Annotated in this window: 25 protein-coding genes and 2 pseudogenes; 11 read left to right on the forward strand and 16 right to left on the reverse strand. The window is 61.4% G+C overall.

Going from position 1 to position 22,245, the window contains the following annotated elements:
• Positions 1-27: 27 nt before the first annotated feature.
• From X751_RS148210 to X751_RS148200, 3 genes are all read right to left on the reverse strand, one after another.
• Positions 28-1,023 carry a site-specific integrase gene (locus tag X751_RS148210; protein WP_023744992.1) on the reverse strand — a complete coding sequence of 332 codons (996 nt, stop codon included), beginning with the start codon at positions 1,021-1,023 and terminating at the stop codon, positions 28-30.
• A gap of 181 nt (positions 1,024-1,204) precedes the next feature.
• Complete coding sequence (locus tag X751_RS148205; RefSeq protein ID WP_023744993.1) at positions 1,205-1,888, reverse strand: hypothetical protein; 684 nt, start codon at positions 1,886-1,888, stop codon at positions 1,205-1,207.
• Between the two features lie 252 nt (positions 1,889-2,140).
• A complete protein-coding gene (locus X751_RS148200) occupies positions 2,141-2,770 on the reverse strand; it encodes a hypothetical protein (RefSeq protein ID WP_156936382.1) in 630 nt (209 codons plus the stop codon).
• Positions 2,771-2,980: 210 nt separating this feature from the next.
• Here X751_RS148200 and X751_RS148195 point away from each other — a divergent pair, with 210 nt between their 5' ends.
• From X751_RS148195 to X751_RS148180, 4 genes are all read left to right on the forward strand, one after another.
• Positions 2,981-3,250, forward strand: a complete 270-nt coding sequence (locus X751_RS148195) for a helix-turn-helix transcriptional regulator (RefSeq protein ID WP_031247114.1) — start codon at positions 2,981-2,983, stop codon at positions 3,248-3,250.
• Between the two features lie 344 nt (positions 3,251-3,594).
• On the forward strand, positions 3,595-3,792 hold the full coding sequence (locus tag X751_RS148190) for a hypothetical protein (protein ID WP_023744996.1): 198 nt from the start codon (positions 3,595-3,597) through the stop codon (positions 3,790-3,792).
• A complete protein-coding gene (locus X751_RS148185) occupies positions 3,792-4,001 on the forward strand; it encodes a DUF1508 domain-containing protein (protein WP_023744997.1) in 210 nt (69 codons plus the stop codon). Before X751_RS148190 ends, X751_RS148185 begins: the two co-directional genes overlap by 1 nt.
• 55 nt (positions 4,002-4,056) lie before the next feature.
• Positions 4,057-4,338 (forward strand): hypothetical protein, encoded by a 282-nt coding sequence (locus tag X751_RS148180; protein WP_156936383.1) that lies wholly within the window; start codon positions 4,057-4,059, stop codon positions 4,336-4,338.
• A gap of 5 nt (positions 4,339-4,343) precedes the next feature.
• Here X751_RS148180 and X751_RS1000000167005 read toward each other — a convergent pair whose 3' ends face one another.
• Positions 4,344-4,508, reverse strand: a complete 165-nt coding sequence (locus X751_RS1000000167005) for a hypothetical protein (protein ID WP_023744999.1) — start codon at positions 4,506-4,508, stop codon at positions 4,344-4,346.
• Positions 4,509-4,682: 174 nt separating this feature from the next.
• Here X751_RS1000000167005 and X751_RS1000000167980 point away from each other — a divergent pair.
• Positions 4,683-5,061: pseudogene (locus X751_RS1000000167980) on the forward strand (hypothetical protein).
• 88 nt (positions 5,062-5,149) lie between these two features.
• Entirely contained in the window at positions 5,150-5,398 is a 249-nt protein-coding gene (locus tag X751_RS148175; RefSeq protein WP_023745000.1) for a hypothetical protein, read from the forward strand.
• Here the strand turns inward: X751_RS148175 and X751_RS148170 are convergent.
• Entirely contained in the window at positions 5,395-6,258 is an 864-nt protein-coding gene (locus X751_RS148170; RefSeq protein ID WP_023745001.1) for an ATP-dependent DNA ligase, read from the reverse strand. The genes X751_RS148175 and X751_RS148170 overlap by 4 nt on opposite strands.
• Before the next feature lie 85 nt (positions 6,259-6,343).
• On the opposite strand from X751_RS148170, the gene X751_RS148165 reads away from it, so the two are divergent.
• Positions 6,344-6,568 (forward strand): hypothetical protein, encoded by a 225-nt coding sequence (locus tag X751_RS148165; protein ID WP_032892860.1) that lies wholly within the window; start codon positions 6,344-6,346, stop codon positions 6,566-6,568.
• 600 nt (positions 6,569-7,168) lie between these two features.
• Here X751_RS148165 and X751_RS148155 read toward each other — a convergent pair.
• The 9 genes from X751_RS148155 to X751_RS148110 form a co-directional block, all read right to left on the reverse strand.
• The gene (locus X751_RS148155) at positions 7,169-7,600 is read right to left on the reverse strand and encodes a hypothetical protein (RefSeq protein WP_023745004.1); all 432 of its coding nucleotides are present in this window, start codon (positions 7,598-7,600) and stop codon (positions 7,169-7,171) included.
• On the reverse strand, positions 7,597-8,025 hold the full coding sequence (locus X751_RS148150) for a hypothetical protein (RefSeq protein ID WP_023745005.1): 429 nt from the start codon (positions 8,023-8,025) through the stop codon (positions 7,597-7,599). Before X751_RS148150 ends, X751_RS148155 begins: the two co-directional genes overlap by 4 nt.
• A 116-nt stretch (positions 8,026-8,141) precedes the next feature.
• A complete protein-coding gene (locus tag X751_RS148145; RefSeq protein WP_023745006.1) occupies positions 8,142-8,633 on the reverse strand; it encodes a hypothetical protein in 492 nt (163 codons plus the stop codon).
• A gap of 200 nt (positions 8,634-8,833) precedes the next feature.
• Positions 8,834-11,317, reverse strand: a complete 2,484-nt coding sequence (locus tag X751_RS148140; RefSeq protein ID WP_023745007.1) for a hypothetical protein — start codon at positions 11,315-11,317, stop codon at positions 8,834-8,836.
• The gene (locus X751_RS148135) at positions 11,317-11,703 is read right to left on the reverse strand and encodes a hypothetical protein (protein ID WP_031247118.1); all 387 of its coding nucleotides are present in this window, start codon (positions 11,701-11,703) and stop codon (positions 11,317-11,319) included. The genes X751_RS148140 and X751_RS148135 overlap by 1 nt, the downstream gene beginning before the upstream one ends.
• A 1-nt stretch (position 11,704) precedes the next feature.
• Positions 11,705-11,935: a hypothetical protein gene (locus X751_RS148130; protein ID WP_156936384.1), complete on the reverse strand. Its 231-nt coding sequence runs from the start codon at positions 11,933-11,935 to the stop codon at positions 11,705-11,707.
• Positions 11,936-12,635: 700 nt separating this feature from the next.
• Positions 12,636-13,151 (reverse strand): hypothetical protein, encoded by a 516-nt coding sequence (locus X751_RS148120; protein ID WP_023745011.1) that lies wholly within the window; start codon positions 13,149-13,151, stop codon positions 12,636-12,638.
• Positions 13,152-13,206: 55 nt separating this feature from the next.
• A complete protein-coding gene (locus tag X751_RS148115) occupies positions 13,207-13,746 on the reverse strand; it encodes a hypothetical protein (protein ID WP_023745012.1) in 540 nt (179 codons plus the stop codon).
• 468 nt (positions 13,747-14,214) lie between these two features.
• Positions 14,215-15,060: a hypothetical protein gene (locus tag X751_RS148110; protein WP_023745013.1), complete on the reverse strand. Its 846-nt coding sequence runs from the start codon at positions 15,058-15,060 to the stop codon at positions 14,215-14,217.
• 362 nt (positions 15,061-15,422) lie between these two features.
• On the opposite strand from X751_RS148110, the gene X751_RS148105 reads away from it, so the two are divergent.
• Together X751_RS148105 and serA are read left to right on the forward strand one after the other, a co-directional pair.
• Entirely contained in the window at positions 15,423-16,598 is a 1,176-nt protein-coding gene (locus X751_RS148105) for a phosphoserine transaminase (protein ID WP_023742248.1), read from the forward strand.
• 58 nt (positions 16,599-16,656) lie between these two features.
• A complete protein-coding gene (gene serA, locus X751_RS148100; protein WP_023745014.1) occupies positions 16,657-18,258 on the forward strand; it encodes a phosphoglycerate dehydrogenase in 1,602 nt (533 codons plus the stop codon).
• 64 nt (positions 18,259-18,322) lie between these two features.
• Here serA and X751_RS148095 read toward each other — a convergent pair whose 3' ends face one another.
• Complete coding sequence (locus tag X751_RS148095; RefSeq protein WP_023745015.1) at positions 18,323-18,787, reverse strand: DUF2231 domain-containing protein; 465 nt, start codon at positions 18,785-18,787, stop codon at positions 18,323-18,325.
• 105 nt (positions 18,788-18,892) lie between these two features.
• The gene (locus X751_RS148090) at positions 18,893-19,798 is read right to left on the reverse strand and encodes a DMT family transporter (RefSeq protein ID WP_023699181.1); all 906 of its coding nucleotides are present in this window, start codon (positions 19,796-19,798) and stop codon (positions 18,893-18,895) included.
• Between the two features lie 208 nt (positions 19,799-20,006).
• On the opposite strand from X751_RS148090, the gene X751_RS148085 reads away from it, so the two are divergent.
• Both X751_RS148085 and X751_RS148080 read left to right on the forward strand, forming a co-directional pair.
• The gene (locus X751_RS148085) at positions 20,007-21,305 is read left to right on the forward strand and encodes an adenylosuccinate synthase (protein WP_023684197.1); all 1,299 of its coding nucleotides are present in this window, start codon (positions 20,007-20,009) and stop codon (positions 21,303-21,305) included.
• 75 nt (positions 21,306-21,380) lie between these two features.
• A pseudogene (locus tag X751_RS148080) lies at positions 21,381-22,245 on the forward strand (hypothetical protein); the annotation flags it as partial.

A 22,245-nucleotide genomic window follows, 5' to 3' on the forward strand; every position in this document is an offset into this window, starting at 1 on the left:
TGCCGCTTTCCAATTTCTTTTTATGTTTCAACCCCTTACTACCCTGCTATTTTCAGGCTGTGCCAGATTTGTGCCAAAAATGACGTTTGTAAGGGTCAGATCAGACATCGCGTGTGCATAGGTTTTGACCAGCGTGGCGACGTCTTTCCATCCGCCCAGCTTCGCCACGGTTTTGACGTCGATTCCGCTCTGCAGCATCGTCGTTGCGAAGCCGTGACGGCATGAATGCGGCGACAGTTTCTTGATGCCCGCGCGCTTAATGGCGGCATCCCAAACCTGCCGCACGCTCTCGCGGCTGACATAGCGGAACACCCGATCTTCTGGATTGCGATTCGACGGGATATTTGACAGCGCCGCTACGAGCTGCGGTGGCAGATGCGCAATCCGCTCAGCGCCAACTTTCGTCTGCCGGATCTTGACTGTGCGAGCGTTGAGGTCGACGTCGGTCCATTCGACGCTCACGGCCTCGCCGACGCGCGCGCCGGTGGCGAACATGAACATGCAGAGCGCGCCAAGGTGAGGCGATGCATTGGCCACGAAAGCAGTTACCCAAGCTAGAGTTGCCGGATCCTTGATTTTCGTATTCACCTTGAAGCGCCGGACGCGCAGCCGGGGGCACCATTCTTCCTCGGCGCAGAAATTGATCACCGCTTGCGTCGGCACGATCGCCTGGCGGTTGCGCGTGGCGGGCCCGGCCATCGGATAGAGCTTAATAGAAGCGCGGCGCACGGCATTCTCGGTGATCTCCCTGATCGGGGTGTCTTTCCAATGGTCCTCAACTGCTTCGAGGAAGCGCGTCGGCTTGCCTGCCTCGCGATAGGCTATTGCAGCGTCGGCGAATGTCAGCGTCGCGCCAGGTCCATCGAGATGACGCGTCCATTCGCGCCGCTCTCTTTCGGCCGCGATCCTTTGCGCTCTTGTTTTGTCCTCAGTTTCCGTAGTGCCGCGTATCCGCCGGCCGGCAACTGTGCCGCGGTAATGCCAGATTTCCCCGCCTGGCCGTCTGTAGAGCTTGAGGGGCATGGCCGCGTGGCCTCCATGATTTGGCTGACGTCGCTTTCGGTGAGGATCATCCGTTTGCCGAATTGAGAGCAGGCGCCGAGCTCGCGGGCTCTCTCCTTTAGCCATCGCGCTGACACGCCGAGGTGTTCGGCCAGCTGTTCCGGCGTCGTGTATTCCGGGAGCAATGTAGACCGAACTGTCATTAGCCAGCCCTCCGCGCTTCGGAGGCAGCTTCAATGTTGTTGGAGCGGAACAGATCGGCCACCTCCAACAAGAGATCGCCGTCCATTTTGCGATTAATTGAGATTCGCGCGCTGTATCCCGCAAATGCCCGAGCACGCAGTCTGGCCGACTCTTGCGCTGCGGCCACTTCGTCAAGCCGGTCCGTCTTTCCTTCGGCCAGCAGCATCAGCCACGGTCCCCCGGCGCTATAACTGCATGATCCGTCGCGCCAACTCAGCGTCGCCTTCATTTCAGTTGGATCGCACGTAACCTGTATATTTCGTGTCAGGATTTGCCGATGCTCTGGTGGCGCGGTCGATGCGGCCTCGATCAAAAAAGCGAGCGCTTGCTCGAACGTCATTTTGTCCGTCCAGCCGGCGAAAATCTCCCCTTCCTCGGATCTCGCACTTAACATCGCATCGGCAGCGGGCAAATTGCCGAACTCCACCACTGCCAAAGGGGCTAGCGAGGGTTTGTCGGTGACAAGGGCCGCGATCAGCATGCGCGCTGCGTCCAATGGTACCAACTCGGGCGCGTTGATGCCCCTGGCACCTGTGGTGAGCAGGCCGGCATCGCGAAGGACACGTTGCAATTTCATAACGCTGCCGAATTCGGTGCCAATGATAGCGGCGAACGATCGCGTAAACTCGCCAATGGATGGCATGCTAAAAGCCCTCTAGGTTTTGACGAACTTTCTACGCCTCGATTCGGCGCTCTGTCAAACCTAAAAACCTGCCGGACCGATAGCACCTGATTGAAAATGTTCCAGGCTGGAACATTAAAGTCTTCCCGCCCGGAATACTTTCCTGTGACAATCAAAAAAACCGTTCCGGTCGGGAACGGTTTTAAACGGGGACGCTGGCTAAATTAGCCACCACTTCAGGCGGTTACAGCAGCAGTCACCCTGAAACAGCCTTCAAGCCATCTTGCGCAGTGCGACAGCGGCTGCCTTGAGAGCGGGAAGATGCCATTCGGTATCGCCGGTCTGCATGTCGCGAGCCACGAAATCGATCATGGCAGCTGCGCCCGCCGGCGTCGTTGCCTGCGTTTGCGCAAGTCGACGCGTCTCACGTCTGAACGCTTTCCCGGCTTCGCGTGCGCGGCTTCGAACCTCGGTCAGCCCTGCCCGCCTGTCCCAATCATCGCCGGCCCGCAGTGCCGCACGATAGCGCTTTTTGGCGTCGTGATACTCCTCCTCGATCCGCACAAGGTCGGCGCCCGGATGGCCCAGGAATTCGATGCGCGCCTTTTCAATTTCTCGTCCGCCGATCGCGGAATAGTGGCGCCAGGCAATCAGCCGACTCGGCCAAAACCCGTGCGTTGGGCGGGCCCGGGCCTCAGCATTTTCTAAACGCCAATGAGAACGGCTGAGTGCTCGGTCGGCGGCCTTGAGACGATCGAGCGCGGCAAACGCCGGGTCGGGCCGGAAGTTCTCGAAGCTCTCTGGCGCCGCTATCGCTGAGCTGTGCGGCCCGGCGACGGCCAAAGCACATGCTGCGCCTGTCGAAGCTGCGATCAAGGCTCTGCGGTGGACGTGCTGATACATGAAACTCTCCTGTACTGGTTTACGCGCCGCGGGCTCGTTTCCCGCACGCGAAGCCCAGGCCATCAGCAGCTTACGTACGAAGCCGAGGCCGTGTGACTCTCGGGGATAATTGGGCAAGCCTTCGGCGGCTGCCCGAACAGACGTGTTCGGCATTTCAATTCCTCCAGTAGCGTTGCAATCAACAGATTATGTTGATACGCTGCGGGTCAAATGCCGTCAACAGAAAATGTTGAAATGATTACACCCAGCCAATCCCGGGCCGCACGGGCCTTGATCGAATGGACGCAGCCGAGGCTGGCTGAAGCGTCGAACCTTGGGCTTTCCACCGTGGTCGACTTCGAAAAAAGCCGCCGGCAGATTTCCGACGATTCTGCGCGAGCAATTCAAGCCGCTCTGGAATCGGCAGGCGTGATCTTTGTCGCTGAGAACGGCGAAGGGCCAGGCGTGCGGCTCAGAAAGCAGCCCGCTCTAAAGCGGTGATTCGGGTCAAATAGGTCTTAAGCGGGAACCGATCAGTCCCACGCGCGGCGTTTCCCCCGGTTTCCACACCCTTCAAGTTGCTGTTTTGATGCTGGTTTTTGACCATTTGAGATCAAATAGGGAACGGCTCTCTCGAGCCCCGAAATTTCCATGATATCTTTTCGGGTGAATGCGATTCGAAGAGGCCGTCGCACGGTTTCCCTCCCAAGCGACGGCTCTCCAAAATCGCATCCCGCTCAATCGATCGAAGGCGCGGGACGAGGCTGTTGAAAGCCGGACAAGCATGTCCGGGTGAAAGCCATCGGTCAAGCCTGAGATCACACAATGTGAACAGGAGCGCCAAAATGGCCTCACATGAAATGCGCAAGTCTCTCACCTACTCGGAAGCCATCGAGGTCTGGAAACTACGGGCCGAAGGCTGGTTTCAGCACAACATCGCGGCGAAGTTCGGTGTGAACCCGGCTCGCGTCAACGATGTGCTGAAAGAACGGAAGCATGTCGGCAGCCGAGCATCGGCCGGCCATGTGGGAGGAGCGATCTGATGGCCGACCGCACCTTTCCTTCGTACTGGGTCTACAAGGACAGCGCCGGCCAATGGCGGTGGACCTACCATGCCGTGAATGGCAGGGCGATCGCCGTGTCGAGCGAGGCGTACATTCGCAAAGCTGACTGCCTCCATGGCATCCAGCTGGTGTCGACGTCTGGCGACCACACAATCTGGTACCCAACAGGGCTTGCAAACGCCGCCTAAAAACGAGCTTGCCGGGTCTGCAAATTTGCAGACCCGGCAAAGTATGGGACCATTTATGGATCGAACCTTCAACGTGGCCGAAAAACATTCCGGACGGGAATGTTTTCACGCACCGCGCTTCATGACCGACACGGAGCTGCGCGCTTTCTTCGGGTTGTCGGTGCGGGCTCTCGACCGTCTCCGAGCGACTCGCAAATTCCCCGTTAAGGACAGCCTGATTAACAAAACTGACCGTCGCGCGGTCGACATTTTCTTCGACCGTCGCTGCGGGATCTTGCCTGCATCCGCAAGGTACATGTCCGCTCTCGATCGAGAGGAGAATTTTTCCGATGAGTGACTGTTTCAGTGCTGGTCACGTGAAACGTGCCACTGACGCAGGTCGCTCTCCAGCAAATTCCGCAGATGGTTTTCGATCAGGATCAGCGTTGCCAGCGTGCCGCAAATGGTGGCGGCGACGATGAAGCCGAACAGCAGGCCGACCAGTATCCCGACGTAGCCAGCGCTCATGCCATGCTCGCCCGTGTCATTCTGCCCTGTCCCCCATTTTGCGGCGGCAGCTTACCGCCGCAGGAACAGACCCGCCAGCGCGTCCCTACGCGCCCGATGGAATGCCGTCGTCGCTGGGAGGCTGGACTCTCCCCCGCAATGGACGCATTTCCCCCACACGGGGGAACAAAAGGCGTGGGCAAAGTCCAGCGTCATCGAGGTGCGGATCAGGCCGACCGCTGGCGCAAGAACGCCAGGCGGCGGCGGTTGTGGCGATGGCAATATCTGCCGGCGCTGGTGATGGTTCCCTTGACTGCGTTTTTCACCGTGAACCCACAAGCGCTCGATAATGCCGTCGGGCTCGTCCCAACTGGCTGGCTGAGTGGCACCCGCACGGCCGGCGCCGGCAGCTGCGATCAAGGGCAACATTTCTATCAATACGGGCGAGCGGATTTATCACGTCCCAGGGCAGGAGCATTACTGGGAGACGAAGATCAGTCCTCAGTACGGCGAGCGCTGGTTCTGCAGCGAGGCGGAGGCACGGGCCGCCGGCTGGCGGAAGGCCCGGCGGTAGAGGGTCCTCAACACTGCGCTTGCCAACCGGCCCGGCCTGTAGGATTATTGTCCTCGTTGCGGCGACCCCCTTCAATGGAGAGCGCCAAATGGCCAGAACCAAACCTTCCGAACAGCTTTCCCGGGCTGAAATCGACCGCTTCCTGGCGGCAGCCGAAGCGCTGCACAAGAGCATCGTCGGGCCGCTTCTGGCGTACCACAGCGAGCACTACCAAGCCCTGCGTGAAGTCCATCGACCGCTGTTGAAGTCGATCGAGACCATCACCGGACAAAAGGCGCAGTTTATCCAATGGAACGGAACAGGGCCGGCACAGCCGCGTGAGAAGCCGCCCGGCTAAGGCGTCTCTTCCCTGAAATCCTGCAAAGAGGCATGGCGCAGGTCTTCCTCTCCGCGCAGGTGCTTCACGCGGCCGATCAGCCCCGGCTTGACCCACTGCGTCGCCGGACGCTTCATCCCCTTCGGCGCCTTTCCTGGGTGTTCCTGGACGCGTTTCCAGAGCCGTTCGCGCATCTCGCGGTTCAAGGTGACGAAAGCGCTGCCGACATAGCGCCCGGTGCCGCGCTCGGCCATGAGAGCGAACGCCGGCTTGCCTGCCTCGCGCTCGACGCCGAGCAGCTCGTACTCGTCGATCGAATAGCATTTGGCCTTCAGCCAGTTGGTCGACGCTCCGCTGCGGTATTTGCTGTCGCGGCGCTTCGACACCATTCCCTCGAGCCCGGCCTGGTCGACCAGGTGAAAGATGGCCTTGGCTTCACCCGGCAGCGGCTCGCTGAACTGGATCCGGCCGCCCGGCTCGATCATACTGGCGAGGATTTCGCGCCGCTCCTCGAGCGCCATATCGCGAAGATCGTGCCCGTTGAGGTGCAACAGATCGAAGGCGACGAAATAGAGGTCTTGCTGGCGGCGGGTGATCGCCTTGCGCAGCTCGCCGAAGTCGGACAGGCCGGCATCGTTCAACACGATGATCTCGCCGTCGATGATCGCGCTTTCGGCGCCCAGGGTCTTGGCCTCTGTCACCAGGTCGCGGTATTTCGCCGTCCAGTCGTGGCCATTGCGTGTGTAAATCCGGATCCCGTCTTCATCGATGATGAGCTGCGAACGGTAGCCGTCGAACTTCACTTCGTGAATCCAGTCGTCGCCCTCGGGAGGCTTCTCCACCAGGGTCGGCATCAACGGCGCGACGAACTTCAAACGCATGCACTGACCCACCGTCCGGCGATTCAAGCCGCGAACCTGAAATCGGTTCCGGAACATTTTAGCTCAAATGCATGTTTCAAGAATTATGGAGATCGAAGCAGACGAATGCCGGGCAGCGTTGACGCTCATCCGGCGCACGATCGAGGACCACTGCCCGCCCGGCGTGCTGCCCAGCGAGGAAGCGGTGAACGGTCTCTATGGGCCGGGGCTCATGGATGAGGCGGAAGCGCTGGCGGCTGCCATCGTCGCAACGATCGACCAGATGCAATTGCGCGTGATGGTGAAACCACCGTCCCCTAGTATCAAATAGGGGCGGATGCAGGTCCCAACAGTGGGCTCGCACCGACCGGGGTAGGTGATGCGAGCCCGGCCGAGTCTTGCGGGACCTCGACCAGCAGCGAACACCCACTCGCTGCCGGTCTATCAACAAGCCCCCAAATTTCAGGTTCCGCTAATAGTCAAAAAAGCCCACCACAATTTCAGGTAGTGGGCAGCTTTGGGAGACACTGAAATGCGAACAGTGCGACCGCCCGAAGTGTTTCGAGGCGACGCTTGCGCGCGCCTGCCAGTTGCGCGATGCTGAAGCGGGGAAATAACGGGAGGGGTATTACTGTGCCGCATAGGATGAAGACGTCTATACTAGCAGCAATTCTGATTGTCGCTTCCGGCTTATCTGCCGCCGCCGCACAGACCGATACCTCGATATGTGAAGCCCTCGCTGGACCGTCGGACGAGGCGGCTGGAGGTAGCCGCAAATTTGTTCAAGCGCTCGAAAGCGTGGACTACCCCTCTGCGCGGCCACAGTTGCACGGCACGGAGCTTGAAGCTTTCGACGCGATGGTGGCCGCCAAAGATCAGGCGCTCGGGCCGTTGAAAGAATTCACAGAACGGTTCGAGGATTTTGCGTACCTCATGCGGCGATGTGCTCGTTAACAGGTGCCCTGTCGCCTTTGAATGTGGGTGCCTCACAGAAGCCCGCCAGCACGCCATCCTGCTTGTCGAGCCATGGCCCGAAATGACCGTGAGGCAGAGAGGCCTTATGGTGCAGCAGCCAGCGGCCGATGGCGAGCTTCTGACCGTCGGATAGATGCCCGCGGGGGATGGCGCGTGTTGCGGCCGGCTCCGCCAGAGGCACGACATTGGATGGCGACATCAGCGCCAGATAAGCCTTGTGCACTTCTTGCTGCTTGTCGGCGGGGAGCTTGTTGAACTGCCTGACGGTCATCCCGCAACCGATCGCCAGCACAGCGGTATGGCGTTCATCGCCTCGAAGGCGCCTCAGCCGCTGCCCCTGCCATTGATTGGGAAGGCGATAGGTGCCCACACCCTCGATCTCGGTCATGCTGCCACCTTCTCGAACAGCGCCGTTCCGGCCAGCATCGGATACAGCATCGCCACCATGTTGTTTGCCGTGCTGCCTGGCATCGCCTTGGCAAGCCGACGGACGTGGCCAAGGTCGATCCTGTCGAGGGCCTCGAACAAGCCCGAGCCGATCGGCATGACCTCGATCCGGACCAGATAGGAAACAGCCTGCAGCGTGGCGGCATGGAGCTCAAGGCCGTTGCCAGTCGAGTTGATGAGCTTCAGCACCAGGGCGAGGTGCGATTCCCCGTACCGGCGCCCTATGTCGCGGACCGCGGGTTTGCAGTAGCAGTGGCCAGGCTTGCGGCCGGTCGACCGATTATCGGCGCTGTCGTGCAGGGTGACGCCGCATGTGCGGGCAATGGCGTGGATATCGCAGGGATGACGATCTGTCCGTGCCAGCATGCCGCGCCTCGCTTTGGAGAACGTGGCGATATTGCATAAGTCGCGGCTTATAGGCAAGCCAGTCCAGCCCAGCGGGGTGTGAGTTAGGTGTCGCGAATTTCGGCTTGGCCGTCGGGCTATTGCGGTTGGACAGATAACGATGGCGGTGCCATTGCTTTCAGGTCCAGGACCCGATAGCCGGTCACGCCGTTGTTGATCTGCTGTCGCTTTAAGCCCGCCTTTTCGATTTTGGCCGCAACGGCGTCTTGGACCGGAATGACCCACAGTCCTCCATCATGGACAGTCGCCGCGAACGCATCGCCCTGTCCAATAACCCCCATTTGGACGAGCAACTTGGTTGGATCATTGGCGTTGACGTCCATGGCCTTGAGGATAGTTTTCTGCGTCGCGCCCGCGTCATCAAGCTTTGCGCTGAGATTTGTTTCGAGCGTGTCAATGCGGGTCGTAATCGACGCCTGAAGCGCATTCAGCTTTTCGGAATGTTCACCGAGGGTGCCAGCCTGTGAAATCTGATATCCGACAATGACACTGAGCAGGCCTACCGACACCGCGACGGCGAGCCCCAGAACTCCTTCGAAAAGCGTGACCTTACTAGCCGCCGCCGCCATCTTCTTCGACCCTTTCGTCCCTCAAAACCATTCCAAGGACGTCTGCGGCATCCCTTATGGCAATGCGTATATGGATAATCCGTTCCTGGTTGCAAAGCAAACTGGGGGATTTTTGGAGGAGACGCGGACCAGAACGGCCATTGCCAGCGCCAGCACGACACCAGCGAACAGCGCGAAGGCGAGCCAAGGCGTTGCGGACCTCACGGCACCACTATCGAAAGCCCCGGCAGATCGGCGTCGTCCCGCGGCGGCAGCAGGTAGAACTTGCGGATGAAGGTGTTGTTGTTGCTCCCATAACCCTCGGTTGGGTCACCGCCGAACGAAGCCGTTGCCATTGGGTTCATCGAGATCGGCGCGACCACCTGGGTAACGACATCGCTGCCGTCGCAGGACATGCTGATGAAGGCGTCGGTCCTGGTCACCGCGATCTTGTGGACGCCTGGGCCATGCGAGGTGTTAATCTCAACGTTCCGGGTGTTGTTGCTCGCCTCGTGCGTGTCAACACGCAGGCCGGTGAAAGCGGTGCTGCGCTCAATGACTATCGTGTGATTGTCATCGACATCGGCCAGATACAGCAGATAGGTGGCGCCATCCGTGGTCAGCTCCTCCCACTCGATCACGACCGTCCAGTACATCGTGAGCAGATCGGCCAGGCAATCGCCGATCGCAGAGACGACACCGTCGGCTTCCTCCAACGGGATCTCAAGACCGCTGGCACCGACGCGCTCAGGTTTGTCGATGACATCGGCGGCCGCCGCGGTGTCGCCATGAACGGTGTAGACCTCGGTCAGGAACTTGAGAGCGACCAAGGCGTCTTCGGGTTCTTCAGGATCCGGATCTGGTTCTGGGTCGGGGTCGCCGCCCCAGTCGGGACCGTCGAAGGTAAGTTCCTCTGGAGTGTAGCCAGCCAGAGACATGATCTTGGTGAGCATCCACCTGAGGCTGACCGAGCCAGGAATGGTGTTCGGCTGCCTGTGAACCGTCCACACATATTCGCCAAGGGCGCTCATCCAGAGCGATCGGCCCTGGTCGGCGATCAGGTATGAAAATTCGCCAACGGTGAACCTCGGCACCACTTCATCGGCGAAGGTGGAAATCGTCTTTGCCTGGATATCCAGCGTGATAATTTCATAAGCGGGCTCGTCGGGATCGCCGTCGGACCAGAGCATCATCACGAAGCCAGGCAGGCTGATTAGGCGGTTGTGCAAGCGGGGCAGTGTGAAGACCGAATTGAACCCCATCTTGGCCGTGTCGAAGGTGTCGATCACCGACCCGTCTTCAGGGTCGATGTAGAGCCATCGATTGATCGAGCCGTCCAGAGCGGAGCCGACCACAAGATAGCCGGTTGCCGGGTCGAACCAGAGCACGCTTGCCGACAAGCCGGACAGGCCAGTGAGCGAGTGCAGCAGCGTTGAGGTCCAGGCATCACCGTTGAAGCGCAACTCGTAGATGTCTGCATCGCCCGTAAAGCTCGACGTTGCGGTGAAGAAAGACGTGAACTCAGTGGTCACCCTGCCGTTCACAACCAGATATCTGCCGGGGAAACCTTCAGGATCGACTTCGAAAGTTCCCTCGGCGGGATCAAAGATGCCGGTGACTCCCATGCCGGCGTCGAAATTGTGACCGATAAAGATCCAAAGTTGACCGAACTGCTGCACCGTCAGCCAGATCATATTGGCGGTGTCGATTTGAGACGCGATGAGGTGCCCAGTCGCAGAATCGTAGATCCCGGATAGACGAGGCGTCGCCTCCGCGCCGTACAACTGGATCAAGAGCAAACCGGTGCCCGCCATCGCAATCGGAATGGTCAGCTGAGAATCGTTGACATCCCGGCCGACGGCATAGGGTTCGGAGCCTTCAAGCGGCACCCGATAGCGCTCCTGAAGTGTGTCGACGTCCAGCACCGCAAGATAGATTTGAGTGAGGCTGGGAATATCCGTCGGGTCGAAGATCTGATAGATCACACCCTCGGCCGGATCATAGGCCGAACCATTTGGGAAGGCGTTCAGAATTCCGCTTGGTGCCTCACCCGTCCACGCGATATCGCCGCCTGTGCCCGTCTCCGTTGCCGCGTTGGAAATCACCGCCTTCACCGTCGGCGGGCTGGTTGCCGAAAAGCCGTCGAGATAGACCATGGCGAAGTTCTGCCATGCTCCGGCATTGGTGCCGATGACAGCCTTCGTGATCGGGTCGGCTTCGGTCTGCGTGCCCCCATAAAAGCGGAACGTGGTCGATGCTCCGAAACCTTTCTCGGCGTCGAAGACCACCTCGTCGTTGACCTTGAGTTGCACAAGCTTGTAACCGTCCCCGAAGGGATCGTAGGCCAGCAGATACCCCATGGATGCGACCTGGCTCGCGCCCTGGATCGGCACCAGCGCGACGCGGGAGAACGGGTCATTGTTCAGCCAGCCCGTGCCGCCGACGTCGCTCAAGCCCTGCAGTGAGGTCAACTTGACCTGCGTGTATCCTGATATGTTGGTGACCGTGGCGGCACCGCCAATAACCGGAATTCCATCGACCGGATAGGTTCCGACAACGATCGGGATCTGTCGGCCAAGGACTGACGAAAAAGAAAAAGGTGCAGCAGAAGAAACGGGGTCGGGCTGCTTTGTCGTCTGCTCGGAACCCCAGCCGCCCCAAGACGACCCGACATTTGAACTGTCCGGCGTTGCAAACCAGACCATCAACCGGCTCCCTGCAGCCGTAGGAAGCGCTGAATGCCGTCCGGAGTCCGGACTGCGAATGCCCTGTGCATCGCAACGATGTCGGTTCTCAAGATTGTCGCGGTTGCCAAAGGCTTGAGCGTCATCACGGTAATGCGGGTGGCATCCTGGGTGAGCAAAACCTTCATCAGGCAGGCCTCACCGCGCGCCACGCGGTGGCCGATGCTGTCACCCTCGGTTCCGTCTGAAAAGCGCCCTGGCACAAGCCAGATCGCGACGATGTCGCCCTCCTTGGGCTCATCCAACGCCGACACCGACCATAGAGAGCCGGCCAAAGCAGAGCCCAGGCAATCGCCGCCAGCGCTTTGCGACTGGTAGAGGTTCGGAAAGGTGGCCGGCGCCGGCATCCTATCGACCATTGATCGACCTCTGCATGTCCCGGCAGGCAGGCACCGCCGATTTCTGGGTGGCAACCAGGTTGGCGAGCGAGGTCACCAGGCCATTGTGCGCTGAGGCGGCAGCGTTGAAAGCCTGGTGCATCTGCTCGAGTTCGTCGGCCCGGTCGATCGCATGCGCGGCGATCTCGGCCGGCGTCATGCCCTCGTGCGCGGCGGTGAGCAGATCGCGGGCGGTGGTCATCATCGCCGAACCAGGGAAGACGCGCTTCGAAGGCCCTGATGAAACGCGGCTTCCATCTCTGGGTCGGCCAAGATAGCTCGAACAGATGCAGGCACCTTGGACCGGCGGGGAACATCTTGTCGAGGGACGCTCCCCGCCGCCAAGGTCGCGGCACCGCCGCGCATGCCAGCGGGCGCACGGCCATGTTCCCGCTGAGACTTTCTGTCAGCCGCAACCCATTGCCTGGCAAGGGAGCGCAGTCGAGCAGGAAGGGTGTACTCATCGACGTCAGCACGCCAGACGCCCGTGCCGCAGTAAGCCGGGTCAGCACACAGCGATATGTGGTCGACGCGGGCCTCAAGGATCCGCCTGAACGGCTCTCCTCTTTCGACACCCTCCCTGCCTCGCAGTTCGGAAGCAAAGTAGACTGAACAGCCGTCAACGGCACCGCTTCCAATGGAAGCCAAGAGTTCGGCGCCACCTGGTCTGTTGGCGAGCTCGCCTTCAAACCAGAGGCCACGCTCATCGGTGAACAATCGCAGCGTGCTCCGTCCTGTCGAGGCCCAAGGTACTTGCTGGCTGTGGCTTGCGAAGAACATCCCAACGTTCCCGGCGCCGAGGGTGATCGCGCATGGGGCCACGCTTTCCCATGCGCCTGCGAACCAGGTTTCCTCGTCGAACGGCAAAGCCAAGCCGCGAATTGTCCAAGGGCTGATCTCGCTCACTTGCGAAGCTCCTCGGCGAGTTGACAGAGAATGGCCACATTGGGCAAACGATCGGATGATCGGGCCATAGGCGCTCCCGCGGCGGCTTGGAATTCCTCCATTGTGCGCAGCCCTTCGGCGGCCGCCGCCACGTGAATGACCGCCGTGGCGATCAGGTCCGCGATACGGGTACGATAGGGCTGAATCACCTTCATTAGGGTCGGTTCGAACCGCTCGCGCTCCGTCTTCAGTTCAACCCGCAACTTGCCGATCTTCTCGTCGGCAGCTGCGAGCTCCTCTTGGATCGTCTTAATCGCCTTCACTGTTTCCCGGCCTCCAGCGCCATCCTCCCGCGAAGTTCGGATTAGATCACGGAGCCGTTCGTTGATCTCCGCTCTGGCGCCGCGCGCGAGCGTCAATCGGCGCTCAGCGGCGAGCAGTTGGCCCGGCTTTGCGTTGGACAACTTCTGGCGTAGATCGGCAACAAATGCTGTCAGATCAGTGTCGGATGATGGTTTGCTGAACAGGTTCATTCCGCGACCGTCGCCGAAATATCTTGGAAGTTTCAAGGGTGAAAAAGTTCCAACATTAGCCGATGATTTTCGTAATCGCTTTCACGGTGCGCGGCCACTTCCGGGTCCAGTGTATCAACTCGGAGACCGCCGCCTCGAGATAGGACCGCTCTTCGATTTTCAGCAGATCGAACGGGGACCGATCGCTTAGGCCGCGGCCAGCAAGGAGACTGGCGGCGGCCGCCGTGATGATGGTTGCACAGCGATGTTTTGTGACGTTCGGTATCTCTGCCTGCAGCCATCGCCGAAGCTCGCGGAGGTGGTGGTCTCGAAATGCCGTCACCACAGAAGGCGGCATGTCTGTTGGCAGCGCGGGGATTAGCAGGCGAAGCGCCGTTTTGTCGCCTGCATAAGCGCGGCGGATCAATTCATCCCGTAAGGCGCAGTTGAAAATCAGCAAATCGGATTTCACGGCGCGGGGATCCGACGGCGGCGCGCGCGCCACGCCGCCCGGCGACGTAGCACGGCCTTGTGCCGACACGCCGGAGAACAGAAACGAGCCAGGCGGCCAGCACGTTTCGGCGCTGTTGCGAACGCGCTGCCGCAGGTCCAGCAACCGGCGGTTTCGCCGGTCTGGCCCTCGGCATGCGGCGAGGATGATCCGTCGCCCCGCGCTATTCGCCACCCCTCGCGCTGCGCGGCGCCATGCGCCTGGCGGCAAGGAGGCGAGCAGAATGCCTGTGGCCGACCGCGGCGCGCTTGGCCGACCGCGAACATCTCGCCGCAATGCCGGCAGCAAGCCGTTGCAGTCGGCAGACCAGGCAGCCCGAGCTGCACCGGCTCACAAACGAAATTAATCGAACGATTCGAGCATGCTTTCGCGCTCACGAAACTGGTGCGCGCAGGTAAGTCACTGATGTCGTTTGTTGTTTTTCGAGTGCTCACCGGCGCGCCCCGGTCGGCGAGTGTTCAAATATCGGTTCGGCAGCAAAAAATACGGCGCCAAGAAAAAAACCTGTGAGTGAGCCCCATGCGGTTGGCGGCCCCATCGGTCGTAGAGATTGACCCACCCCCCTCCCCGGTGTCACGGCTTTGCCTCGGCTGACGACCGCCATCCGTGCTTGCGCTCGAATGGCGATGGGCCGGCAGGCTTTGCCGGTCCTGCCGGCCGCCGTGGCTGGACAGGCTTGATCCGCTCGGGCAATGCCTTCCACATCCTTTCGGCGAGATACCTGGTGAAGCTACAGATCAGCTTTCGGCCTGCTGATCGGTTGATCGCGACGAACCTGTCGATCTCGCTCAAGGCCTCGATGCGATCATCTAGCGACAGCGCCTCCCATGCTTTCCGTGCAGCCTTGGGGCTATCGACAACAGGCCATCGCTTCAGTGCTTGATCGAAGTTATCCATCGCGCGCTCTCTCTCAATTGATGGTTCTTCTGACGAGTCGGGGCGCATGGGTGCGCCCCGTGGGGGCGCATGGGTGCGCCCCGTCTGGCAGCTGAGAGGGGGCGCATCCATGCGCCCCCTCTGACGGCTCGCAGGGAGGGCATGGGTGCGCCCCGTATCACCTTTATTTCGGCGTCGCTCTGCCGCCTTTTCGAACTCTGGCAGAAGCTGAAAAGCGTCCAGCCGTGCGACGTTCATCTCGTAGCGCCTGGTCATCCCAGGAGCGCCGCCCTTTTCATTTCCGACGACGCGAAACCACCAGTCACCCGCCGCTTCGTCATCCGCCCCGCCAGGCATCAGGCTGCGCAACACGCGCTTGGCCTGGGAGCGGCTGACGCGCATTGCCTCGGCGAGCAAGTCCATTGAAGGGTAGAGGCTGTCGCCATCGTCGTTGGACCAATTCGCCATGACGAGCATGCATGTGAACCGGCTGCCGGAAACCGGCGCCCGCTGGATCACCTTCGTCATGACGTCGATGCTCATGACCGCGCGGCCTCGCGCAGGGCCGCGATCGCCTGCAATGGCGTCAATCCGAATCGCCCACGCAGGGCCGGAATTACGGGATGCGCGCACGTCGCCGCATTTGCCCGGTACCAAGAGGCAGCGATCGTCACCGCGTCGGGCGGGGTGTGCAAATTTGCCGACCCGCATGAACAAACGTCGAACGCGCATGTGTCAGATTTGTGCCACTTCCCCCCGCAAGTTCCCGCATCGTTCTGCACGATCAAGTATGAACCGACATGGCAAGTTGCAGCAGGACTTGCGCTTTTCCCGGCCTTCCGGTAATGCGGCGAGTGGGCCACCCCTCCCCAACGAGGGGCCACTATCTGGAAGGATAGACCACGATGACGACGCATACGAAGCCCGGACTCCGTCCGGCAAACCCCAATTTCTCCTCAGGTCCCTGCGCAAAACGCCCCGGCTGGTCGGTCGAGGCACTGAAGAATGCTGCGCTCGGCCGTTCCCACCGCGCCAAGATCGGCAAGACCAAGCTCGAACAGGCGATCGAGCTGACGCGCGAGATTCTCCAGGTTCCGGCCGATTACCGCATCGGCATCGTGCCGGCGTCGGACACGGGTGCTGTCGAGATGGCGCTGTGGTCGCTGCTCGGTGAACGCGGTGTCGACATGGTGGCATGGGAAAGCTTTGGCTCCGGCTGGGTCACCGACGTGGTCAAGCAGCTGAAGCTAGTCGATATCAGAAAGATCGAGACAGGCTATGGCGAGCTGCCGGATCTCACCAAGATCGATTTCGACCGCGATGCGGTCTTCACCTGGAACGGCACGACCTCAGGCGTGCGCGTACCGAATGGCGATTTCATTCCAGCCGACCGCAAAGGCCTGACCATCTGCGACGCGACCTCGGCGGCATTCGCGCAGAGGCTCGATTTCCAGAAGCTCGATGTCGTCACTTTCTCCTGGCAGAAAGTGCTGGGCGGCGAGGGCGCACACGGCATGCTGATCCTGTCGCCTCGCGCCGTCGAGCGACTGGAAACCTACAAGCCGGCGTGGCCGCTGCCGAAAATCTTCCGCCTGACCTCGGGCGGCAAGCTGATCGAAGGCGTCTTCAAGGGCGAGACCATCAACACGCCGTCGATGCTGTGCGTCGAGGACTATCTCGATGCACTTCATTGGGCGAAGTCGATCGGCGGTCTCGATGCCTTGATTGCCAGAGCCGATGCCAATGCCGCCGTGCTCGATGGCTTTGTCGACAAATCGTCCTGGCTAGGCCATCTCGCGGTCGATGCGGCGACACGGTCCAACACGTCCGTATGTCTGTCCTTCACCGACGCCGATGTCGCGGCGCTCGACGCCGACGGGCAGGCGGCTTTCGCCAAGGCGATCGTCTCTGTGCTCGACAAGGAAGGCGTCGCGTACGACATCGGCTCCTATCGTGACGCACCTTCCGGTCTGCGCATCTGGTGCGGCGCCACCGTCGAGACCTCCGATCTCGAAGCGCTGCTGCCTTGGCTCGACTGGGCCTTCGCCACGCAGAAGGCTTCGCTGAAGGCCGCAGCCTGAGATTTCGTGGTGGCCTGCGGGCCGCCCTTTCCCGACAATCCAATTCAAGGAGGCCGCCATGGCGCCCCGCGTTCTCGTCTCTGACAAACTCTCCACCACCGCCGTCCAGATATTCAAGGACCGCGGCATCGAGGTCGACTATTTGCCCGATCTCGGCAAGGACAAGGAAAAGCTGCTTGAAGTCATCGACCAGTATGATGGTCTTGCCATCCGCTCGGCGACCAAGGTCACGGAAAAACTGATCAACGCCGCGACAAGACTCAAGGTCGTCGGCCGCGCCGGCATCGGTGTCGACAATGTCGACATCCCCGCGGCGAGCCGCAAGGGCATCATCGTGATGAACACGCCTTTCGGCAATTCGATCACCACAGCCGAACATGCGGTGGCGATGATCTTTGCACTCGCACGGCAGATCCCGGAGGCCAATGCCTCGACCCATGCCGGCAAATGGGAAAAGAACCGCTTCATGGGCGTCGAGATCACCGGCAAGGCGCTGGGTGTCATCGGCTGCGGCAATATCGGCTCGATCGTCGCCACGCGCGGGGTCGGCCTGAAAATGCATGTCGTCGCCTTCGACCCGTTCCTGTCGGACAAGCGCGCCGAGGAACTCGGCGTCGACAAGGTCGAGCTGGACGAGCTTTTCGCCCGCGCCGATTTCATCACGCTGCACACGCCGCTGACCGACAAGACGCGCAACATCATCGACGCGGCGGCGATCGCCAAGATGAAGAACGGCGTGCGCATCATCAATTGCGCGCGTGGCGGGCTCATCGTCGAGGCCGACCTGGTCGCGGCGCTGAAGAGCGGCAAGGTGGCGGGCGCCGGCGTCGATGTGTTCGAGGTCGAACCGGCGGAAAACAATGCGCTGTTCGGCATGGAGAATGTGGTGGCAACGCCGCATCTCGGCGCCTCGACAGCGGAAGCGCAGGAAAACGTTGCGCTGCAAGTAGCCGAGCAGATGGCCGACTATCTGATCAAGGGTGCGGTTTCGAATGCCATCAACATGCCCTCGATCACGGCCGAGGAAGCACCGCGGCTGAAGCCGTTCGTCAAGCTCGCCGAAGTGCTCGGCGCCTTTGTCGGCCAGGTCACCGAGGACCCGATCAACGAGGTCGAAATTCTGTTCGATGGCTCGACCGCGACGATGAACACGCGTGCCCTGATCAGTGCCGCGCTTGCCGGACTGATCCGGCCGCAGGTCGCCGACGTCAATATGGTGTCGGCGCCCATCATGGTGAAGGAGCGCGGCATCATCGTCGCCGAGGTCAAGCGCGACAAGTCGGGCGTGTTCGACGGCTACATCAAGCTGACGGTGAAGACCGAGCACATGACGCGCTCGATCGCCGGCACCTGCTTCTCCGACGGCAAGCCGCGCTTCATCCAGATCAAGGGCATCAATCTCGACGCCGAGGTCGGCCAGCACATGCTCTACACAACCAATGCCGATGCGCCCGGCATTATCGGCCTGCTCGGCACGGTGTGCGGCGAGAACGGCGTCAACATCGCCAACTTCCAGCTCGGCCGCAACCGGCCGGGCGGCGACGCGATCGCGCTGCTCTATCTCGACGCGCCGTTCCCGGAGAAAGTGCTGGAACAGGTCAAGGCGCACAAGTCCATCGACTCAGCCAAGCGGCTGCAGTTCGACGTCAACGCAATGTAGTTGACGGCTTGGCGGATGCGGCGGTCCTCCCCCCATCATTGGGGCGGCCGTCGCAGAGGCCGGTTCAGGTCAATTCGTCTGAGCCGTCGGAGACGCCCACGCGATGCCGATAGACCAGTTCCCAGCCCTTCCACCCTGTAAACAGCAGGATCAGAACCACGATCAGCGATAAGATAAAGCCGATCGGGATCACGGCCGCCGCTCCAGCGACATAACGCGAGTACCAGTTGTAAAGCTCGATCAGCACGACGAGAACGTTGCCGCCGGCATGGAGCCATGCCGTCGTGAGATTGCGGATCTGAACATCGCCGAGGACATCCGTCAGGCCGGTAAGAGCGGCCAAGGCGCCCATGATCAGGCCGGCGCCGAGAAGCCAAAGCGATCCGGTGACCCACCCGGGATCGGCTGTCTGCCAGAAAATCAGATCGCAAACGAAGGTGCCGACAAAGAAGGCGATCGGAAACGGAATCAGCATTGGATGAATGGGGTGACCGGCAATGCTTGCCGTGCTGCGAGGGTTATGGCTCATCTTGTTGCCTCCCACGCAAGCAAACTCCGCCAGAGGTAAAATGTTCCAGGTCGGCGCGCGGCAGCAGTTATCGCGACGGCGGCGCAGCGCGGCAGCAGCCAAATGTTATCCGCGGCGGTTCGGTGCCGCCATCTTGCGCCCGCTGTATTCGGCGAGCGAAATGCCGCCCAGCACCAGGACGAGCGCCAGCGCCTGGTAGAGCTGGAATGTCTCGCCGACGATCAGCACTGACAGCAGCGTGCCGAAGATCGGCACCAGATTGATGAACAGCCCGGCACGGTTGGCGCCGATCAGTTCGTTGCCCCTGATGTAAGTGATCTGCGAAATGACCGAAGCGCCGATCGCGGTATAGACGATGACCACCCAGCCGCTGATATCGGGGACGATAACCTTGCCGGCGGCGACCTCCCACAGGAAGAACGGCAGCGAGGTGATGAGGGCAGCGATCGCCAGGGACAACATCAGGCTCTGCCAGCGCATCACCGGCTTCAGCCGCAGCCCGACCGAATAACCGCTGTAGAGGACGACCGCGACCAGCATGATGGCGTCGCCGAAATTGAGTTCCAATGTGAGCAGCCGGCGCGGATCGCCGTGGCAGGCAGTCAAGATGACACCGAAGATGGTCAGCACCACGCCCGCAATCTGCGCCCAACTCACGCGCAGGCGGAAGAAGAAGAAATTGGCAATGATGATCAAGACCGGCATCGCCGCCTGTTCGATCGAGACATTGATCGCCGTCGTGTAGTTGAGCGCGGTGTAGAAAATGGTGTTGAACAGAGTGAAGCCGCTGGCGCCAAGTGCAGCCAGGACGAACCAGTGTTTGCGCACCACCGGCCAGTCCTCCCTGATCGTGCGCCAGCCGATCGGCAGCAGGATCGCGACGGCCAGCACCCAGCGCAGGAAGACCAGCGTCATCGGCGAGACGTGACCGACCGCCAGCTTGCCGGCGACGGAATTGCCGCCCCACAGCAAGGTGGTCAGCAGCAGGAACAGGTAGGCGCGTCGATGCATGCGGGATTCCGGCCGCCTGGGAAGTTGTGTTTGCCGGCCTATTGCCCCCGCCGACGCAAGTAAATGATGTCAAAGCCGAAAATTGTTGTGCCTCAGGGCATTTTCGACGGCAAAGAAAGGTCGCGCTTGCGAGGTCTTGACGCTATAGAGGCCTGTCGTTTCGAACCATATCCAGGCCGCCAGGGCGGCATCTCAAGGGAAAAGAAACATGGCCAATGTGGTGGTCGTCGGCTCGCAATGGGGCGACGAAGGCAAGGGCAAGATCGTCGACTGGTTGTCGGAGCGCGCCGACGTGGTCGTGCGCTTCCAGGGCGGCCACAATGCCGGCCATACGCTGGTCGTCGATGGCAAGGTCTACAAACTGTCGCTGCTGCCGTCGGGCGTGGTGCGGCAAGGCAAGCTGTCGATCATCGGCAATGGCGTCGTCTTCGACCCGCACGCCTTTGTCGCCGAAGTGGCAAAACTCAAGGCGCAAGGCGTCGAGGTCACGCCGGACCGCCTGAAAATAGCCGAAAACACCGCGCTTATCCTGTCGCTGCACCGGGAGCTGGACGGATTCCGCGAGGACGCCGCCTCCAATTCCGGGACGAAAATTGGCACGACGCGTCGTGGCATCGGCCCAGCCTATGAAGACAAGGTGGGCCGGCGCGCGGTTCGGGTGATGGATCTGGCGGATTTGGAAACGCTGCCTCTCAAGGTCGACAGGCTGCTGACGCATCACAATGCGCTGCGTCGCGGGCTTGGCCATGGCGAAGTCACGCATGAGGCGATCATGACCGAGCTGACCTCGGTCGCCGATGAGATCCTGCCCTATATGGACCGCGTCTGGAAAATCCTCGACGACAAGCGCCGCGCCGGCGAACGCATCCTGTTCGAGGGCGCGCAAGGCACGCTGCTCGACATCGACCACGGCACCTATCCGTTCGTCACCTCGTCCAACACCGTTGCCGGCCAGGCAGCCGCCGGCTCGGGGGTTGGCCCCGGCGCCATCGGCTATGTCCTGGGCATCACCAAGGCCTATACGACGCGTGTCGGCGAAGGCCCGTTCCCGACCGAGCAGAAGAACGAGATCGGCGAATTTCTCGGTACGCGTGGCCACGAATTCGGCGTCGTCACCGGGCGCAAACGCCGTTGCGGCTGGTTCGACGCCGTGCTGGTGCGCCAGGCCGTCGCCGTCAACGGTATCAAGGGCATCGCCCTGACCAAGCTCGACGTGCTCGACGGGCTGGATGAGATCAAGGTTTGCACCGGCTACCGTCTCGACGGCGAAACGATCGACTATCTGCCGGCCAGCCAGGGCGCGCAGGCGCGTGTCGAGCCGGTCTACGAGACGCTCGAAGGCTGGAAAGGCACCACCGCCGGCGCGCGCAGCTGGAACGACCTTCCGGCGCAGGCCGTCAAATACGTCCGTTACATCGAGGAGCTGATCGGCGCACCCGTCGCGCTCCTTTCCACCAGCCCGGAACGGGACGACACGATACTTGTGACCGATCCGTTTCAAGACTAGTTTTCTGAAGCCTTTCCGGGCATCGCGGCCGATTTGCGGGGGCCGGCGCGGAAACAAATACAGGTCGACTGAAGCATGGCAGATTTCGTTGCTATTCTGAAAAAGGCGCTCGACAAGCACGGCGACGAAACGCCCGAAAAGCGTACGCGGATCTATGAAAGCGTTCGTACCATGCTGGCGAAGAAGCTTGCGGAGTATTCGCCGCCGCTGGCCACGGAAGCCATAAGCACGCAGAAGCGATCCCTGGAAGATGCCATCTCGAGCGTCGAGCGCGACTATGCCAGGGCGGTGCCGGCATCCGATCCGCTGGCGGAGCTGGAGCACATCTTCTCCTCCATCGACCGCAACAAGAACCAGTCCAGTCATGTAAAGCCTTCCGCCACGCCTGCGCCGGCCTGGCAGCCGGCGAAACCGGTGCAGCCGGCGCCGACCGCCAGGACAGAGCCGAGCTGGCAGAGGCCCGCGCCGACACCGCCGTCGCCTGCGGCGCGTGCAGAAACCATCGACAAGCAAGCCGTGGAGCTGGACGCCGACGACGACAGCGCCGATGTGTTCGCCAATGACGAGCAGCCGGTCGCGGACACGTTCCAGCGCCTGCGCCCAGCCGAGCGCAGGCGCAGCTATGGCGGGTTGATCGCGGCTGTCGTCGCGCTTCTAGTGGTCGCCGGCGGCGGCTATGGCATCTGGCTGAACAAGGATGCCTTTGGCTCGATGCTGGGCCTCGGCGGCGACACCAAGACGGTCTCGACCGAACCGCTGGTAAAGCCGGCGCCGGCCAAGCCCGCGGCCGATGCACCGGCACCGGCCGCTGCCGGCGAGGGAACGAAGTTCACCCAGCGCCTGTCGCCCGAAGGCGGTGAAACCGACCCCGGTCCCGCGGCCGGTCAAAGCGGCATCGGCGAGGGCGAGTCCGTCGCCGCGCTGACCACACCGCCCCCCC

The sequence above is a fragment of the Mesorhizobium sp. LNJC394B00 genome (assembly GCF_000502555.1).
Lineage (GTDB): Bacteria > Pseudomonadota > Alphaproteobacteria > Rhizobiales > Rhizobiaceae > Mesorhizobium.